This is a genomic window from Kribbella sp. NPDC055110 (assembly GCF_053607525.1).
Genome location: NZ_JBSGTS010000011.1, coordinates 67,538 through 83,763, shown reverse-complemented (window position 1 = coordinate 83,763; position 16,226 = coordinate 67,538). Strand labels below are relative to the sequence as shown.

Annotated in this window: 14 protein-coding genes; 5 read left to right on the top strand and 9 right to left on the bottom strand. The window is 69.0% G+C overall.

Annotated features, from left to right (window positions below; all coding sequences use genetic code 11):
* Positions 1-22 precede the first annotated feature (22 nt).
* The 4 genes from qcrB to ctaE are packed head-to-tail and all read right to left on the bottom strand — an operon-like array spanning position 23 to position 4,261.
* Positions 23-1,696, bottom strand: coding sequence for a cytochrome bc1 complex cytochrome b subunit (gene qcrB, locus ACWF0M_RS19280; protein WP_452237040.1), 1,674 nt, complete (start codon positions 1,694-1,696; stop codon positions 23-25).
* Positions 1,693-2,739 carry a cytochrome bc1 complex Rieske iron-sulfur subunit gene (qcrA, locus tag ACWF0M_RS19275; RefSeq protein ID WP_452237039.1) on the bottom strand — a complete coding sequence of 349 codons (1,047 nt, stop codon included), beginning with the start codon at positions 2,737-2,739 and terminating at the stop codon, positions 1,693-1,695. The genes qcrB and qcrA overlap by 4 nt, the downstream gene beginning before the upstream one ends.
* A complete protein-coding gene (gene qcrC / locus ACWF0M_RS19270) occupies positions 2,736-3,602 on the bottom strand; it encodes a cytochrome bc1 complex diheme cytochrome c subunit (RefSeq protein WP_452237038.1) in 867 nt (288 codons plus the stop codon). Before qcrC ends, qcrA begins: the two co-directional genes overlap by 4 nt.
* Positions 3,599-4,261: an aa3-type cytochrome oxidase subunit III gene (gene ctaE / locus ACWF0M_RS19265; protein WP_452237037.1), complete on the bottom strand. Its 663-nt coding sequence runs from the start codon at positions 4,259-4,261 to the stop codon at positions 3,599-3,601. Before ctaE ends, qcrC begins: the two co-directional genes overlap by 4 nt.
* 82 nt (positions 4,262-4,343) lie before the next feature.
* Between ctaE and ACWF0M_RS19260 the strand changes: the two genes are divergently transcribed.
* The 3 genes from ACWF0M_RS19260 to trpD are packed head-to-tail and all read left to right on the top strand — an operon-like array spanning position 4,344 to position 6,776.
* Positions 4,344-5,261, top strand: coding sequence for a cytochrome c oxidase assembly protein (locus tag ACWF0M_RS19260; RefSeq protein WP_452237036.1), 918 nt, complete (start codon positions 4,344-4,346; stop codon positions 5,259-5,261).
* A gap of 46 nt (positions 5,262-5,307) precedes the next feature.
* Complete coding sequence (locus ACWF0M_RS19255) at positions 5,308-5,727, top strand: Rv3143 family two-component system response regulator (RefSeq protein WP_131342165.1); 420 nt, start codon at positions 5,308-5,310, stop codon at positions 5,725-5,727.
* A gap of 5 nt (positions 5,728-5,732) precedes the next feature.
* Positions 5,733-6,776, top strand: coding sequence for an anthranilate phosphoribosyltransferase (trpD, locus tag ACWF0M_RS19250; RefSeq protein ID WP_452237035.1), 1,044 nt, complete (start codon positions 5,733-5,735; stop codon positions 6,774-6,776).
* Between the two features lie 51 nt (positions 6,777-6,827).
* On the opposite strand, the gene ACWF0M_RS19245 is transcribed toward trpD, so the two are convergent.
* Positions 6,828-7,406: a hypothetical protein gene (locus ACWF0M_RS19245; protein WP_452237034.1), complete on the bottom strand. Its 579-nt coding sequence runs from the start codon at positions 7,404-7,406 to the stop codon at positions 6,828-6,830.
* A gap of 882 nt (positions 7,407-8,288) precedes the next feature.
* On the opposite strand from ACWF0M_RS19245, the gene ACWF0M_RS19240 reads away from it, so the two are divergent.
* Positions 8,289-8,633 carry a hypothetical protein gene (locus tag ACWF0M_RS19240; protein WP_452237033.1) on the top strand — a complete coding sequence of 115 codons (345 nt, stop codon included), beginning with the start codon at positions 8,289-8,291 and terminating at the stop codon, positions 8,631-8,633.
* 547 nt (positions 8,634-9,180) lie between these two features.
* Here the strand turns inward: ACWF0M_RS19240 and ACWF0M_RS19235 are convergent.
* The 3 genes from ACWF0M_RS19235 to ACWF0M_RS19225 form a co-directional block, all read right to left on the bottom strand.
* On the bottom strand, positions 9,181-12,522 hold the full coding sequence (locus tag ACWF0M_RS19235) for a hypothetical protein (protein ID WP_452237032.1): 3,342 nt from the start codon (positions 12,520-12,522) through the stop codon (positions 9,181-9,183).
* 128 nt (positions 12,523-12,650) lie between these two features.
* The gene (locus ACWF0M_RS19230) at positions 12,651-12,938 is read right to left on the bottom strand and encodes an Lrp/AsnC family transcriptional regulator (RefSeq protein ID WP_130380065.1); all 288 of its coding nucleotides are present in this window, start codon (positions 12,936-12,938) and stop codon (positions 12,651-12,653) included.
* Positions 12,939-12,967: 29 nt separating this feature from the next.
* Positions 12,968-13,765: an MmyB family transcriptional regulator gene (locus ACWF0M_RS19225; RefSeq protein ID WP_452237031.1), complete on the bottom strand. Its 798-nt coding sequence runs from the start codon at positions 13,763-13,765 to the stop codon at positions 12,968-12,970.
* A gap of 85 nt (positions 13,766-13,850) precedes the next feature.
* Between ACWF0M_RS19225 and ACWF0M_RS19220 the strand changes: the two genes are divergently transcribed.
* The gene (locus ACWF0M_RS19220; protein WP_452237030.1) at positions 13,851-14,270 is read left to right on the top strand and encodes a hypothetical protein; all 420 of its coding nucleotides are present in this window, start codon (positions 13,851-13,853) and stop codon (positions 14,268-14,270) included.
* Between the two features lie 8 nt (positions 14,271-14,278).
* Here the strand turns inward: ACWF0M_RS19220 and ACWF0M_RS19215 are convergent, their stop codons facing one another.
* Entirely contained in the window at positions 14,279-16,084 is a 1,806-nt protein-coding gene (locus ACWF0M_RS19215; RefSeq protein ID WP_452237029.1) for a DEDD exonuclease domain-containing protein, read from the bottom strand.
* Positions 16,085-16,226: the final 142 nt, after the last annotated feature.

Sequence of the window (16,226 nt, the reverse complement as noted above, 5' to 3'; positions counted from 1 at the left end):
AGACCCCTTCTGGTGCTTGACGTCAGGAGCGGTCGGACGTGACCTCTCGGTACGTCTCCGTGTCCTCTGTCAGCTCGTGGATCTCGTCGGCGTCGTGAGCGTGCTCGTGCGCCTCCTCGATCTCCTGCGTGGTCGGCTTCTGCACCGCGTCGGCGAAGTAGAAGCGGGACAGCGCGGCGCGGGCCTTGTGCAGCGCGCGACGTGGGGCGCGGACGCCGTTCTCGTCGGTCTCCGGGCCGATCTCGTGGGGCACGAGCCGGTCCCGCGCGGTGAGCGAGTACGCCTCGTACGTCGAGATCGGCTGGTGCTTCTCGGTGTACTTGCCCTCGGGGGAGCGCACGATCACACCGGTCTCGAGGCCGTGGAGCAGACGCTCCTTGTCGGCCCGCTGCAACGAGATCGCCCAGCGGCGTGCGATCCAGAAGCCCAGGATCGGGCCGAGGATCACCGCGAACCGCAGGAACCAGGTCACGTGGTTGAGCGACAGGTTGAAGTGGGTGGCGATCAGGTCGTTACCACCACCGATCCACAGCAGCGCGTAGAACGTGATGAACGCGACGCCGATACCGGTCCGGGTCGGGACGTCCCGCGGGCGGTCGAGCAGGTGGTGCTCGCGTTTGTCCCCGGTGATCCAGCCCTCGATGAACGGATAGAGCGCGACCAGCGTGACGAACGCCGGCGGGATGATCAGCGCCGGGATGATCAGGTTCCAGCTGAGCGTGATGCCCCAGAAGTGCGACTCGAAGCCGGGGAATATTCGCACCGAGCCTTCCAGCCAGCCCATGTACCAGTCGGGTTGCGCGCCCGCGGTCACCTCGGCCGGGTTGTACGGCCCGTACAGCCAGACCGGGTTGATCTGCATCAGTGCGCCCATCAGCGCGGTGATGCCGAAGACCACGAAGAAGAAGCCGCCGGCCTTGGCCGTGTACACCGGGAACAGCGGGTAGCCGACCACGTTCTTCTGCGTCCGGCCGGGACCGGCGTACTGCGTGTGCTTGTGGTACACGACCAGGAACAGGTGGGCCGTGACCAGCGCCAGGATGATGCCGGGGATCAGCAGCACATGGACGATGAAGAATCTGGAGACGAAGTCGTCGCCGGGGAACTCACCGCCGAAGATGAAGAAGTTCATGTACGTGCCGACCACGGGTGACGCCTGGATCATGCCGTTGGTGATCCGCAGACCGGTGCCGGACAGCAGGTCGTCGGGCAGGCCGTAGCCGAGGAAGCCCTCGATGATGCCGAGGAACAGCATCCCGAAGCCGATCAGCCAGTTCAGCTCACGCGGCTTGCGGAATGCGCCGGTGAAGAACATCCGCAGCAGGTGCACCATCATCGCGGCGATGAACAGTACGGCCGCCCAGTGGTGGATCTGCCGCATCAGCAGACCGCCGCGGACGTCGAACGTGATGTCCAGCGTGGAGGCGTAGGCCTCCGACATGTGCAGACCCTTGAGCAGGCTGTACGAGCCCTGGTACTCGACCTCGGTCATCGAGGGCTTGAACCAGAACGTCAGGAAGGTGCCGGTCAGGATCAGGATGATGAAGCTGTAGAGCGCGATCTCGCCGAGCATGAAGGACCAGTGGTCCGGGAAGATCTTCCGCAGGTTCTTCTTCCCGATCTTCGCGATGCCGAGGCGATCGTCGACCCACTTGACCGGTCCAGGGAACTCTGTGCTTGTTGACACTGTTGTCACCCTCGTTCGAAGAAGCTCGGGCCGACCGGCTCGTGGAAGCCGCTCTGCGCAACCAGGTAGCCCTCGCTGTCCACTGCCAACGGTAGCTGAGGCAGCGGGCGGGCAGCAGGGCCGAAGACGACCTTTGCGCTGTCGGCCAGGTCGAAGGTCGACTGATGGCACGGGCAGAGCACGTGGTGCGTGGTCTGCTCGTACAGCGAGATCGGGCAGCCGACGTGGGTGCAGATCTTCGAGTAGCACAAGATGCCGTCGATGCCCCAGTTCTCCCGGCCCGGCTTGGTGCGGATCTCGCTCGGCTTGATCCGGACCACGATCACCGCGGCCTTGGCCTTGGCGTTCTGGTACTCCGTCGCGTTTTGCTCCTGCAGCGGGGCCAGGTTGGCCGGCGCCGCGTTCACCAGCTGGCCGACGACCAGGTCGGACGGCTTGATCGGGCGGTCGGTGACGTCGTTGACGACCCGGATGCCCTTCGCCCAGATCGTGTTGTACAGCGACCGGCCCGGCAGCGGACCGAGGTCGCGGAGCAGGATGATGGCCGGCAGGCCGAGGACGCCGAGCGCGCCGATCAGCGAGTTGCGGATCATCTTGCGCCGGCCGAAGCCGGACTCCTCGGCACCTTCCTTGAAGGCCTCGGTGATCTCGGCGATCTGCTCCGGCGAGGAGTGCGCGGCGTGCCGGTCTTCGGCGATCTCCTCGTCGACCATCAGCTTCTTGGCCCACTGGATCGCGCCCGCCCCGATCAGGAACAGCGCGAGCCCGATGCACAGGCCGATGACCATGTTGTTCGCGTTGCCGGACAGCGGGCCGAACTCGAGGATCGAGTCCCGCGGGATGGCGAAGTACGCGACGCAGGACCCGATGACCAGCAGCGTCGCCAGGCCGAACATCCCCGACACCTGACGCTCGACGCGGTCGGCCGCCTTCGGGTCGATGTCGGTGATCCGCGGCTCGTGCGCCTCGATACCGGGGTCCGGGATCGGTTCGGCCACCTCGACGGTGCCGTGCTCGTCCTCCGCCTTCACCGGCAGTTTGTCGTTGCTCATTCGGCCTTCGCTCCCTTGGCCTTGACGCCCTTGGCGCCGATCCAGACCGCCACGACCACCAGCAGGCCGATCCCGACGAACCAGCCCCACAGGCCCTCGGACACCGGGCCGAGCCGGCCGAGTCCGAAGCCGCCCGGGTCCTTCTGGTTCTGCAGCGCCTTCAGGTAGGCGATGATGTCGGCCTTGTCCTGCGGCTGCATGACCTGGTCGGAGAAGACCGGCATCTGCTGCGGGCCGGTCAGCATGGCCTCGTAGATGTGCTTCTCACTGACGCCCATCAGCGACGGCGCGTACTTGCCGTTCGGCAGTGCGCCACCGCGACCGGCGAAGTTGTGGCAGGCCGTGCAGTTGGTGCGGAACAGCTCGCCGCCGCGGGTGACCTGCTCGTCGGTGGCCTTGCTCACGTCGTACGACTCCGAGGCCGGGACCGAGGGGCCGGGGGCGAGCGAGGCGACGTACGCGGCCAGGGCCTCGATCTCCTTCTCCGAGTACGCCGGTGCCTTGCGCGGGATCTGTGCGCCCGGCTGCATCGCGGGCATCCGGCCGGTGCCGACCTGGAAGTCGACCGCGGCCGCGCCGACGCCGATCAGCGACGGGCCGGCCATCTTGCCCTCGCCGTTCCCGCCGCCCTCGGCGTTCAGGCCGTGGCAGCTGGAGCAGCCGACCGCGAAGAGCTTCTTGCCCTCCTCGATCTGCTGCGACTGGGCGGAGTTGTCCGCCACCGCGTTGTCAGGGGCGAAGGCGGCGTAGGCCGACCCCACTGCCAGGAGGCCGAACAGGAGCACGACGAGGCCGGCGGACCGGTGCCGTCGTCGCGCGGAGAGAAAGCGCGCCGGTGACAAGGAAGGTCTCTTCTCACTCATTTGAGCAGGTAGATGGTCGCGAACAGGGCGATCCAGACCACGTCGACGAAGTGCCAGTAGTACGACACGACGATCGCCGAGACGGCCTGTTCGTGGGTGAACTTACGAGCCATGTACGTCCTGGCCAGGACGAACACGAAAGCTATGAGGCCGCCGGTCACGTGCAGCGCGTGGAACCCGGTGGCCAGGTAGAACACCGAGCCGTAGGCGGTGGACGAGATGGTCAGGCCCTCCTGCACCAGCCCGGTGTACTCCGTCACCTGGCCGGCGACGAAGACCGCGCCCATCAGGTACGTGAGGATGAACCACTCGCGCATGCCCCAGTTCCGCGGGTTCGCCAGCGGGCCGGACCGGCCCACCTTGCCGTGCTCGGCGGCGAACACGCCGGCCTGGCAGGTGAACGAGGACGCGACCAGGATGAACGTGTTCACCGAGGCGAACGGGACGTCCAGGAGATGCGTCGAGACCTGCCAGAGCGTCTCCGTGCCCGGAGCGGCTGCGGCGGTCGTCACCGACCGGATCGTGAAGTACGCCGCGAACAGGGCGGCGAAGAACATCAGTTCGCTCGAGAGCCAGACGATCGTGCCGACACTGACCATGCTGGGACGGTCGTGGTGTCCGTGTTCACGAGACGCTGGGAGCGCGGTTGCAGTGGCCACGCGGTCATTATGTCGGTCCTCGGATCAACTGACACGACCACCCCCATGCATGTCGGGAACTAATGGTTTCTACTGTGGAAGCGTGCTTCCCCTTCACGCCACGCCCGGCGACCGGATCGAGCCGCTGACGCCGGTCCGGTTGCTGACGGCATGGACCTTCGAACCGGTGTTACTCGCCGTGATCGTCGTACTGGCCGCGGTCTATCTGTACGGCGTCCACAAGCTGCGCAAACGCGGTGACAAGTGGTCCCGCGGCCGCACGTTCTCGTTCGTCGGCGTCGGGCTGGGAAGCGCCGTGATCGCCACCCAGTCGGCGCTCGGCACCTACGACACGGTCCTGATCAGCGTGCACATGGTCCAGCACATGATCCTGTCGATGCTGACGCCGCTCGCGCTGGCGCTCGGCGCGCCGGTCACGCTGGCGCTGCGGACACTGCCGGGACAGCCGCGGAAATGGTTGCTCTCCGTATTGCACTCACGGTTCGCGAAGGTGGTCTGCTTCCCGCTGATCGGCTTCACGCTGTTCGTCCTGAGCCCCTGGGCGCTCTATTTCAGCGGCTGGTACGACGCCACGCTCCGGTCGACCGCGCTGCACGACCTGCTGCACCTGCACTTCATCCTGGTCGGCTCGCTGTTCTTCTGGCCGCTGCTCGGGCTCGATCCGGTGCCTGGACGGGTCATCTACCCGTTCCGGCTGATCCTGACGTTCCTGACGTTGCCGTTCCACGCGTTCCTCGGCATCACGATCATGTCCGCGAACAAGCTGATCGCCGAGGACTGGTACACCAGCTTCGGTCGCTCCTGGTCGCCGTCGCCGCTGCGCGACCAATACATCGCGGGCGGTCTGTTGTGGGGCTCCGGCGACATCGTGGGACTGGTGTTCTTCGCCGTACTGTTCGTCCAATGGGTGCGTGAGTCACAGCGTGAGGCGCGCCGTGAGGACCGGCGCCTGGACCGGTTGGAGGAACAGGCTCGCCGGGCCGGACAGGCGCCCCGGTAGCATTCCGCATGTCCAGTCGTCTTTTGAACAAGCTTGGGATGGATCGATGAGTTCAGAGCGTCCGCTGAAGGTCCTGGTCTACAGCGACGACCGTACGACGCGGGAGTCCGTCCGGCTGGCCCTCGGCAAGCGGCCGGCGGCCGATCTGCCCGAGCTCGAGTACGTCGAGTGCGCCACCGAGCCGGCCGTCATCAAGATCATGGACAAGGGCGGGATCGACCTGGCCATCCTGGACGGCGAGGCCGTTCCGGCCGGCGGCCTGGGGATCGCCCGGCAGCTGAAGGACGAGATCTTCCAGTGCCCGCCGGTGCTGGTCATCACCGGCCGTCCGCAGGACGCGTGGCTGGCGACCTGGTCCCGGGCCGAGGGCGCGGTCTCGCACCCGATCGACCCGATCAAGCTGGCCGAGGTCACCGCGGACCTGCTCCGGCAGCGGCTGGCCAAGCTCCCCGCCACCACAGCCTGACTCTCATGGGGTCCTACACCTGGCCCCAGGTGCTCAATCCGCTGCTGCGGCGTGAGGACCTGGAGGCATCCGCCACCGCGTGGGCCATGGAGCAGATCCTGTCCGGTGCGGCTTCGCCCGCGCAGCTCGCCGGGTTCGTGATCGCCCTGCGTTCCAAGGGCGAGACGGTCACCGAGGTCGAGGGCCTGGTCGCGACGATGCGCGACTTCGCCACCCGGATCTCGGTGCCCGGCCGGACGCTGGACGTCGTCGGAACGGGCGGTGACCAAGCCCACACGGTGAACATCAGCACGATGTCCGCGATCGTTGCCGCAGGCGCCGGCGCGAAGGTGCTGAAGCACGGCAACCGCGCCGCGTCGTCGGCCTGTGGTGCAGCCGATGTACTCGAGGAGCTGGGCATCCCGCTCGATCTCACCGCGGACCAGGTGGCCGAGGTGGGGGAGCGAGTCGGGATCACGTTCTGCTTCGCTCCGGCGTTCCACCCCGCGTTGCGGCACGCCGCCGTACCGCGTCGTGAGCTCGGGGTGCCGACGACGTTCAACTTCCTTGGTCCATTGGCCAATCCGGGGAATCCATCGGCGCAGGCGGTCGGCGTCGGCGACGGCCGGATCGCCGGGCTGATGGCCGGTGTACTGGCGCGGCGCGGGATCGACGCGCTGGTGTTCCACGGCGACGACGGGCTGGACGAGTTGACCACGCGTACGACGTCGCAGGTGTGGATCGTCGGCGGTGGTGAGGTCGAGGGTCCGATCACGCTCGACCCGCGGGAGCTGGGCATCGAGCCGGTGTCCGCGGATGCGCTGAAGGGCGCTGACGCGACGTTCAACGCGAAGGTCGTGCGCGCACTCGTCGACGGCGAGCCGGGGGCGGTGCGGGACGTCGTACTGCTGAACGCCGGCGCGGCGCTGGCGGCGTACACGCCGGAGGCAGGCAGCGTGACCGAGCGGATCCGGACCGGGATGCACCGCGCGGCCGAAGCGATCGACTCCGGGGCGGCGAAGGACGTGCTGGACCGGTGGATCGCCGCCTGCGCCGAGGTGCGCGGCTGATCTTGGTTTGAGCAAAAGGGCCGGCGGGGGTGTTCCCGTCGGCCCTTTCTTCTACTTGCTCAGCTTGATCTGGGAAACCTTGTAGCGCCAGACGTTCTGCCAGGCCGGGGTCGAGCCGGCGATATCGGCGATCGAGACCGCCGCCGTACCGTCACCGCGGTCGACCACGGCGATCATCACCGTGGAGAACGTCTCCGGCAGCTTCGGGACCTTGACGACTATCCTCGCGGTGAGCTCGTGGCCCGGATGGCCGTTCACCGTGATCGCCTTGTGGGTGGCGCTGCCCTTGATGACCTGCGTGTCCTTGTCGTACAGGTTGTAGATCATGCGGCCGCCGACCTGGATCGAAGCCGCTTTGAGGCCGGCCGCAGTGTTCGTGTACGCGATGTCCGGCGGGAGCTGACCGAACGCGACGTAGTTGCCCCAGCTCTTGGCCTTGTCGTAGTTGCTGTGCACCGTCAGCCAGACCGCGGCACCGCCCCACAGACCGGCACGCTCGGACGTGTTACCCCAGGCCGAACTCATGATCGGCATCGAGTCGTTGTTGGAAGCAACCATCTCGGTACCGATGACCTTGCCGAACGGCGTCGGCGTCTCCGAAGGCTTCACCGACGGACTGACCGTCTCCATCGGCTTCCCCACCGTAGGCAACGGCACCGGAGAAACAGCCTCGGCCTTCGTCCAGACCCACCCCACACTCAACCCGGTAGCCGCCAAAGCCGCCAGCACCAACACCACAGCCCCAATAGCCCGAGCCCGCCCATTCCCCCCCAACCCGCCACCCACATACCCAGCAGCCCGCCCCGACTGCGCCCCACCCACACCATGCCCACCAGAATGCGCACCGCCCGTACCCGCGCCGTGCCCACCCGAATGCGCCCCAGCACCATGCCCGCCAGCCTGCGCACCCGCCGACCAAAGCCCCGGCCCACCCACACGCCCATCACCGGAACCCGGCCCAGCACCCTGCCCGCCTACAGCGGCACCGTGCCCACCGACCTGCCCAATACCTTGCCCAGCACCTTGCCCACCGGACGCTCCAGCACCCTGCCCGGCCGCGCCAGCCGCGTACGGCCCAGCCGCCCGCGAGATCACCTCAGTAAACGCCAACGGCCCACCCTGAGCCCCACCCCGCTGCCCACCCTGCCCGCCACCAGCGGGCTGCCCGCCCTGCGGCCCACGTTGCTGAGGACCCTGCGCCCCAGCCTGCTGCCCACCCTGCTGAGAACCCTGCGCCCCGGCCTGCTGCCCGCCCTGCTGAGAGCTCTGCTGACCAAACTGCGGCCGACCAGCCTGAGGCCCAGTCGCCTGCACCTGCCACCCACCAGCCTGCTGACCAGGTTGCTGCACACCCCACATCCCACCGGACGGCCCCTGCCCGGACTGCCCTTGCCCGGACTGCCCTGGAGCGGACTGCCCGGGACCCGGCTGCCCAGGACCTGCCTGTGCGGGACCCGGCTGTCCAGAACGTGACTGCGGCTGCCCTGGTTGTGCTTGCCCACCGTGCGGTTGTTGAGACGGCTGACCCTGCACCGGGCGCTGCCCGCCGTACTGCGGACCAGCCGGAGGAGCCGCATGCTGAGGACGCACCGGCTGCCCACCCGCCTGCGGCCCGGACTGCTGCCCACCGGACTGCTGCCCACCGGCCTGCTGAGGTCCGCTGTGGTGCGGGCCAGTCTGCTGCGCCTGCTGCGCACCCCACATCTGCGTCCCCGCGCCCTGCACCCCCGGCGGCTGCGCTGCACCCGGCCGCGGTACGCCGGGCTGCGGCACGCCGGACTGCTGTGCGCCAGGCCGCGGCGAGCCGGGCTGTTGCGGGCCGGGCTGTTGCGTGCCTGGCTGCGGCTGTGTGCCTGAGGTCTGCGCTGTCGGCTGCTCGGGCTGCGGGGGTTGGCTGGTCCAGTGTTGTGGGGGAGCTGCGTGCTGCGCTCGGGCCGGCGGTGGCGGAGGAGGCGGCGCCGGCGCAGGTGACTGCCCGAACAACGCATCCGACGAACCACCCTGTCCGGAACCAGAACCCGCACCAGGCGCCTGCCCAAGACCCGGCACCTGTCCCGAGCCCGGCTGCCCAAGACCCGGCACCTGCCCAAGACCCGGCACCTGCCCAAGACCCGGCACCTGCCCAAGACCCGGCGCCTGCCCAAGACCCGGCGCCTGTCCAGGAGCCGGCGCCTGTCCAGGACCCGACGGCTGTCCAGGACCCGACGGCTGGCCCGCACCCGGTGCCTGCCCCGGACCCTGTGCCTGGCCTGGGGGAGCTGGCTGGGGTGGGGTGGTTGGCCAGGGGTTGGGGGTGGGGGGTGCCTGGGGGGTGCCGGTCAGGGGGTCGGGGGATTGGGGGCGTGCCGGCGTGTCCGGCGTACCTTCCGGGGTGTTCTGGCCCGCGGGGTTCTGGTCTTCGTTCTCAGCCAACGTTGATTCCTAGGTAGGCCTGGTCCGCGGCCTTCTTCAGGTCCGGGCGGTTGTTCGGGATGCCGCTGATGTACGCGACCGCAGTCCCGTCACCGAGGTCGAAAACGGCCACCGTCAGGGTAAGCACCCGATCGGTCACCGCGGCCGTCGTCGCGGTCACGGTCTGCTGGAAGACCCAGCCCGCCTTCTCGGTCCGCTTCACGGGGCCGTTGGCCACCGTCTTGAAGGTCACCGGGATGTTCCCGTACATGTTTTCGCGCAGCTTGATCGACAGCGACGCCGCGGTCGCCTTCGGGTCGCCGTTGAACCCGGACCCGGTACCGAGACCGCCGACGAAGATGTCCGCGCTCCAGTCGTCCTGTTCGACGACGTTGTCCTTCAGGACGATGCGCTGCCCGTTCGAGTTGATCAGCTGCTCGACGAGGCGCTTGCGGTCCGACCACGGCGGGTTCCGGCGCGGGAACGAGATCGCGTCCGACGCGATCCGCCCGGCGCCCTCGTGCAGCTTCGGGTCCTTCGACTGACCGGGCTTGGTGCTGGACTGGTTCGTCGGCGAGGGCGAGCCGCTCTGCGTCGACGTACCCGTCGGATCCGGGGTGGCCGTCTTGTCGTCCCTGGTGAGCAGGACCACCCCGGCGACGATCAGCAGGACCACCGCGACACCGCCCGCGACGATCAGCGGCATCTTCCCGCCGAACGGACCACCGCCGCCGGAACTCTTGGACTTCTTCTTACTCTTGCCGTCCCGCTTGCCGACGCCGGAGCTCAGGTCGGTCTGGCCACCCCAAGCCTCGTTCCCGTCGTCACCCCAGGCACGCTGCGTCTGCTGACCGCCCTGCTGGACCCCAGCACTCTGCTGAGCGCCCCACTGCTGCTGGCCGGACTGCTGCGCCGTCCGCTGTGCGCTCTGCTGGTTGCTGGGCTGCTCCACGGGCCAGGACTGTCCGCCCCACGACTGGTCGCCACCTTGCTGACCGGGCTGGGTGTCTGCGGTTGCCTGCTGTCCCCACGGCCCTGATTCCTGTACGCCGTGCTGGTCGCCTACACCCCACCCGTTGTCGGCCGGCGCATCCGTCCCCGCCGTGCCTTGCTGCGAGCCCCAAACCTGCCCCGACTGCGCAGCTGGCGTCGCGCTCGTGCCACCGGACTGCTGCCCGTTCCAGTTCTGGTCCGGGGCGGGGGTCTGCTGCTGGGGCTGGTCGCCCCACATCTGCACCGGTTGCTCTGGGGCGGGGTCCGACGCCCCCGGCACGGTCCAGAGCGGAGCGGCCTTCTCCGGTGTCTTCAGGTCCTCTTCGTCGGAGGCCTCGACACCCCATGCCGGTACGTCGCTTGTCTGCTGAGCCTGGCCATCTCCGGACTGGCTGCCCCAGTTCGGCTGTAGTTGACCGGCCGCCTCGGCTTCATCCGCTGCCTGCTCGGCAGCCAGCTCATCCGCGGCCCGCTGGTCAGCCACCCGCGCCGCCTGGTCATCCGTCGCCCGTGCGTCGGCGGTGGTTGCAGAGGGGGCGGTTGCCGAAGAGGTGGACTGGGCGGAGGTCGGGTCGTCGGTTGCGTCGTCGGTCGGGTCCGGGGCGAGCTTGAGGGTCCAGCCGCTGGGCTGTTCCTCCGGCTGTATGTCGGCGTCGGCCGCGGCCTGTGCTTCCTCGAACGCCGAGATCTCGCGCTGGGTCCAGTGTTCTGGCGGAGCAGGCGCGAGCTCCGGCGCACCCCAGGTCGCCCGCGCACGCTCAGCCGCACTCGCAGCATCTTCACCAGAAACCGCGACCGCAGCACCAGCCTGCACAGACCCGTCAGCCTGCGCGGATGAGCCAGTCTGCGCGGACGCGGCAGCCTGTGCGGAGGTGTCAGCCTGCGCGGACGCCCCGGTCTGCGCGGATGAGTCTGGCTGTGCTGGTGAGTCTGGCTGTGCTGGTGAGACTGCGCGTAGGTGTGCGCCGCCGGGGGTAGGTCCGTCGTTGCCGGTGGACGGCGTAGCCCACAGCTGCGGGCTGGCGGCAGGCTGCCACCATCCGCCCGTTTGGTCAGCCTCAGCCGCGTCGCCGGCGCCGGCCTCCTGCACGGAACGCAAACCAGGCCCCTGCGACTGACCCCGCACAGGCTGAACGGCCTGCTGCTCTGCACTCCAGTCGTCGGCTGCACCCTGCCGCGGCTGCGTCGGCTGTCCGTCGCCGGCGGACGACTGTGCAGGGTTCGGCTGCGCCGGGTTGGACTGCGCCGAGGTCGGCTGTGCCGGGTTCGGCTGCTGCGCTGGCGGCTGTGGCGCCGGGGTGGGTTGTTGGGCGGGCCAGGGCTGTTGGTCTGTGGCCCAGTTGTCAGGTGTGGCTTGCTGCGGGGGCTGGTTGGCTGGCGTGGGGTGGTCGTACGACGTGAACTGGTCGGCTGACCACGGCTGGTCGTTGGCTGACCATGGTTGCTGTTGGGTCTGGTCTAGGTCGGGCGAGCTGGGGCTGCCCTGCTGCACAGGCTGCTGCGGCCAGGGGTCCGGTTGGGCAGGCCAGGGCTGTTGTTGGGTCTGCTCGGTGTCGGGGGTGGCCTGGTCGTAGGAGGTGAACTGGTCGGCTGACCACGGCTGCTGGTTCGCTGACCACTGCTGTTGCGTTGGATCAGCGGGGGCGGACTGCTGCTCCGGCCACTGCTGCTGTGCGGTCCACGGTTGCTGTTGGGTCTGCTCGTGGTCGGGCGAGCTCTGGCTGCCCTGGTTCTGGGGAGTGGCCGGCCATTGCTGGGTCTGCTCGGCGTTGGGGTCCGTCTGCTCGTACGAGCTGAACTGGTCCGCTGACCACGGCTGCTGGCTGCCAGACCACGGCTGCTGGGTCTGGTCCGGCGCGGAGGAGTTGTCCTGCGCAGGCTGCTGCGGCCAGGGGTCCGGTTGGGCAGGCCAGGGCTGTTGTTGGGTCTGCTCGGTGTCGGGGGTGGCCTGGTCGTAGGAGGTGAACTGGTCGGCTGACCACGGCTGCTGGTTCGCTGACCACGGCTGCTGCGTCGGCTCGGCAGGGTTGGACTGCTGAGCGGGCCAGGATTCCTGCTGCGCGGTCCACGGCTGCTGAGCCGGCTCAGGCTGCGCGTCCTGCTCCTGCGCGGGCCAGGACTGCTGTGGAGCTGGCTCGGGGGCTGGCTGAGTTGGCCAGGACTGTTGTTGGGCGGGCTCGGTTGGCTCAGGAGACGCCGGGGTGGGGGCTTCTATGGGGGTGGGCTCTTTGGCTGCGGCGGCTAGGGCTGCGGCCTCGTCCTCGTGTGCGGTTTTGTTGGTCCACTTCTCGCCGTTCCAGAAACGGATCGTGTGCGGCTGGCCGGTGGGGTCGGGGTACCAGCCGACGGGCGGGTTGCTCATCCACGTCCTCGCTTCGGCGTCGGCGCGGAGGCGCGGACCTGCTCGGCAAGAAACTGACCCCGGACGTTCATGTATTCACCGTAACTTCAGCTCGTGTCAGTCGGATCCGTCAGTCCAGTCCCGAGCACTCAGACACCGTTCTCCTCGCCGAGGCTGAAGGCGGCTTCCAGGTCGTGGCTGGAGTAGGCGCGGAACGCGATGTGCGTCTCGGTGCTCAGCACGCCCGGCACCCGGTTGACGTGCTCGGGGATGACGGTGGCCAGGTCGTCGTGCCGCGCGACCCGGACGAGGGCGATCAGGTCGAGCCCGCCGGTCACGGAGTACACCTCGCTGACGCCGTCGATCGCCGCCACCTGCTCGGCGACCTCGGGGATCCGTGCGACGTCGGCCTTGATGAACACGATCGCGGTGACCATGCCGTCCTCTCCTGACACCCATCCAGAACTCACACCTCAACGGGCTGAAGCATAGTGTGGCCGAGGCGCCGCAGTGCCTGCGCCGTAGGTTCGTCCGCGGGCAGGAACGCCTCCATCCGCAGTTCCGACACGGTCACGTCGATCGCCGTACCGAACCTGGTCAGTGTGGTGATCAACCGCAGTTCCCCGTCGGGCGACCGCAGCCGCAGCGGTACGGCGAACCCGAGGTGATCCGGCCCCGTCTCCGGACGCGGTGGAACCAGCCCGGTCAGGTCCGCGATCAGCGCGTCCGCCGCGAGGTTCGGCATCAGTGCGGCCTCCCGGATGAGCGCGTCGATCACGTGCCACGACCACTCGGCCAGGTTCACGATCCGCGGCGCCAGCCCGTCGGGATGCAGGAACAACCGCGGCACGGACACCGGGTCCTCCAGCAGGTACGGCGAGACTCCGCCGACGAGCGCGTCGAACGACCGGTTCGCGAGCACCACGTCACCACGCCGGTCCACCACCACGGCGGGGCTCGGCCGGTGCCCGTCGAGGATTCCGGCCAGCGCGGTCCGGATCGCGCCGAGGCTCGGGGCGTCGTACGGCGTCTCGTCGTACGCCGGTGCGTACCCACCGGCCACGAGCAACTGGTTGCGCTCCCGCAGCGGCACCTGGAGCGACTCGGCGAGCCGGATGACCATGTCTCGCCCCGGCACGGACCGGCCGCTCTCGATGAAGCTCACGTGCCGCTGCGTGGTTCCCGCGCGGACGGCCAGCTCCAGCTGACTCACGCGCCGGCGGGCACGCCACGACCGCAGCGCAGCGGACAGTTCGGATGCCATGCCCGTAGTTCTAACGCATGCCACCGACAGTCCATACCCAGCAAGGAATTGTCCGCCCACGGATGCCCCCGGCAAGCTCGTGGACGTGAACAACAACTCAGCAGAAGACCTCGCGAATCGCTATGTAGCAATCTGGAACGAGCCCGACGCCGACACCCGCCGGCGGGCCGTGGAGCAGCTGTGGACCGAGGACGGCGTACACCTGCTCGACCCGCCCGAGGAGATGGTCGAACGGGCCGCCGAGATCGGTGTCAGCGCGACACTCGAGGCCCGTGGGCACGCGGAGCTGGTACAGCGGGTGAGCCGGGCGTACGACGAGTTCGTCGCGCCCGGTCAGTACGAGTTCGTGCCGCACGGTGCGGCCGCTGCGATCCGCGACCTGGTGAAGCTGCGCTGGGCGATGGTCCCGGCGGGCGGGGGAGAGGCACTTGCCATCGGCATCGACCTTCTCCTGCTCGCCCCTGACGGCCGGATCCGCGCCGACGACCAGTTCATCGAGGCCTGAATCGAGGTCTAACTGGCCCGAGCAGGACCGAGCGGCCGCAGGTGGCGGCGGCGTTCGGCGGGGTGCTGGTGCTGGTCGCTGTGGGAGTTGTCGAGGCGGGTGAGGTGCCGCCCCGCGCCGCCGACCGGGCAGGTCCAGGTGCCGTCCATCTCGACCAGGCGGATGCCGGGGAGCTCGAGCCAGCGCAGGACCAGCTCGATCTCCTCCGGCGACGCCGCCGCGACCGGCCCGATCCCGGGCAGCACCGTCTCGGCCGACGCGCGCAGCATCTCCAGGTGCGGCCGCGGGTCGGTCCCGCGCGGGCTGAATCCGGCCGCCGCGAGCCGGCCGCGGCGGATCACGTGCAACTCCCAGCCGCCGTCGTCGGTCCGCCTGGCGGCACAGATCTCGGCGCACCCCGTCACCGAGGCCATCCGCTGCATCCGCGCCGAGCTCCGGACGAACGCGCTCAGCCGGTCCCGATGAACCGCGGCGTCCTCGAACCGCTCGTCCGCGGACAGTACGTCGATCCGCCGGTCGAGGGCGTCCACCACCGGCGTCGGGTCCACCGTCAGCGCCGAGCGCAGCCCGGTGACGAACTCGCCGTACGAATCCATCGAGATCCGCCCGTCGCAGGGCGCCACGCACCGGCCCATCTCGGCCAGCACGCACGGCGACAACTGCGGGTGCTTCGACATCCGCGCGGTGCACTGCCGGATCGGGAACGCCTCGTGCAGCGCGGCCATCGCCCGCTCGGCCGTCTTCCGCGAGCTGAACGGCCCGAGATACCCGGCGTCGTCGTCGCGCACTTGTTTGACCAGGGACAACCGCGGAAACGGTTCGACCGTGACCTTCAGCCAGTGCTGCCGCTCCGGGAACTTGGACCGCCGGTTGTACCGCGGTTTGTGCTCCGCGATCAGCCGCAGCTCCCGTACCTCGGCCTCCAGCGGCGTCCCGCACTCGATCCCGCGGACGGCGGTCGCGATACCGACCATCTCGCCGATCCGGTTCCTGGTCTCGGACGCGGTGAAGTACGAGCGGACCCGGGTGCGCAGATCCTTGGACTTCCCGACGTACAGCACCTCGCCGCGGTCGTCGGTGAACAGGTACACACCCGGTGCGTGCGGCAACGACTCGGCCAGGTGGCGCTTGGCCCGGACGGCCGGCGCGACCCGGGACGAGAACGTCTGCAGGTCCTCCACCGTTTGCACGCCCAACGACCCGACCCGCTCGAACAGCCCGTGCAGCACGTCGACGGTGGCGCGGGCGTCGGACAGCGCGCGGTGGTTCGGCGTGGTCGTCGTACGGAACAGCTTGGCCAGTGTGCCGAGTTTGCAGTTCGGCGCCTCGTCCGGGGTGATCACGCGGCGCGCCAGCAGGGCGGTGTCGACGACCGCGAAGTCGGGCCAGTCGTACCCGTGCACCAGGCTCTCGTGCTTCAGGAAGCCCATGTCGAACGGCGCGTTGTGCGCGACCATCACGCAGCCGTGCGCGAACTCCAGGAACGCGGGCAGCACCGACTCGATCCGGGGTGAGGTGGCAACCATCCCGTTCGTGATGCCGGTCAGTACGGCGATGAACGGCGGGATCGTCTCCGACGGGTTCACGAGCGTCTGGAACTCGCCGATCACCTCACCCGCGCGCACCTTGACCGCACCGATCTCGGTGATGCCGCCCTCGCCCGGCGGATTGCCCGTGGTCTCCAGGTCGACGACGCAGAACGTGATGTCCCGCAGCGGCGTACCCAGGTCGTCGAAGCTGTGCTGCACGCCGCGGATCGGCAGCAGTGGATGCTCCGCGGAATCCTGGGCCGGCGCATGCCCTGGGCTGGTCATGGCCACGACGCTAAGAGCCGCCACCGACAATTCCGCAGGTGACACGCCTGCGAGTCGACTAGGCTCTCTGTATGCGTACACAGGCGATCACTGCGATTCCGGGCCGGATGCCCGTTCGCTGTGGTCTGCGTCACTGGCCGAG

Coding starts and splice junctions, on each gene's coding strand:
- trpD (WP_452237035.1), top strand. CDS start 5,733: ATGGGGTCCTACACCTGGCCCCAGGTGCTCAATCCGCTGCTGCGGCGT.
- ACWF0M_RS19235 (WP_452237032.1), bottom strand. CDS start 12,522: ATGAGCAACCCGCCCGTCGGCTGGTACCCCGACCCCACCGGCCAGCCG.
- ACWF0M_RS19230 (WP_130380065.1), bottom strand. CDS start 12,938: ATGGTCACCGCGATCGTGTTCATCAAGGCCGACGTCGCACGGATCCCC.
- qcrA (WP_452237039.1), bottom strand. CDS start 2,739: ATGAGCAACGACAAACTGCCGGTGAAGGCGGAGGACGAGCACGGCACC.
- ACWF0M_RS19215 (WP_452237029.1), bottom strand. CDS start 16,084: ATGACCAGCCCAGGGCATGCGCCGGCCCAGGATTCCGCGGAGCATCCA.
- ACWF0M_RS19245 (WP_452237034.1), bottom strand. CDS start 7,406: ATGGAGACGGTCAGTCCGTCGGTGAAGCCTTCGGAGACGCCGACGCCG.
- ACWF0M_RS19255 (WP_131342165.1), top strand. CDS start 5,308: ATGAGTTCAGAGCGTCCGCTGAAGGTCCTGGTCTACAGCGACGACCGT.
- qcrC (WP_452237038.1), bottom strand. CDS start 3,602: ATGAGTGAGAAGAGACCTTCCTTGTCACCGGCGCGCTTTCTCTCCGCG.
- ACWF0M_RS19225 (WP_452237031.1), bottom strand. CDS start 13,765: ATGGCATCCGAACTGTCCGCTGCGCTGCGGTCGTGGCGTGCCCGCCGG.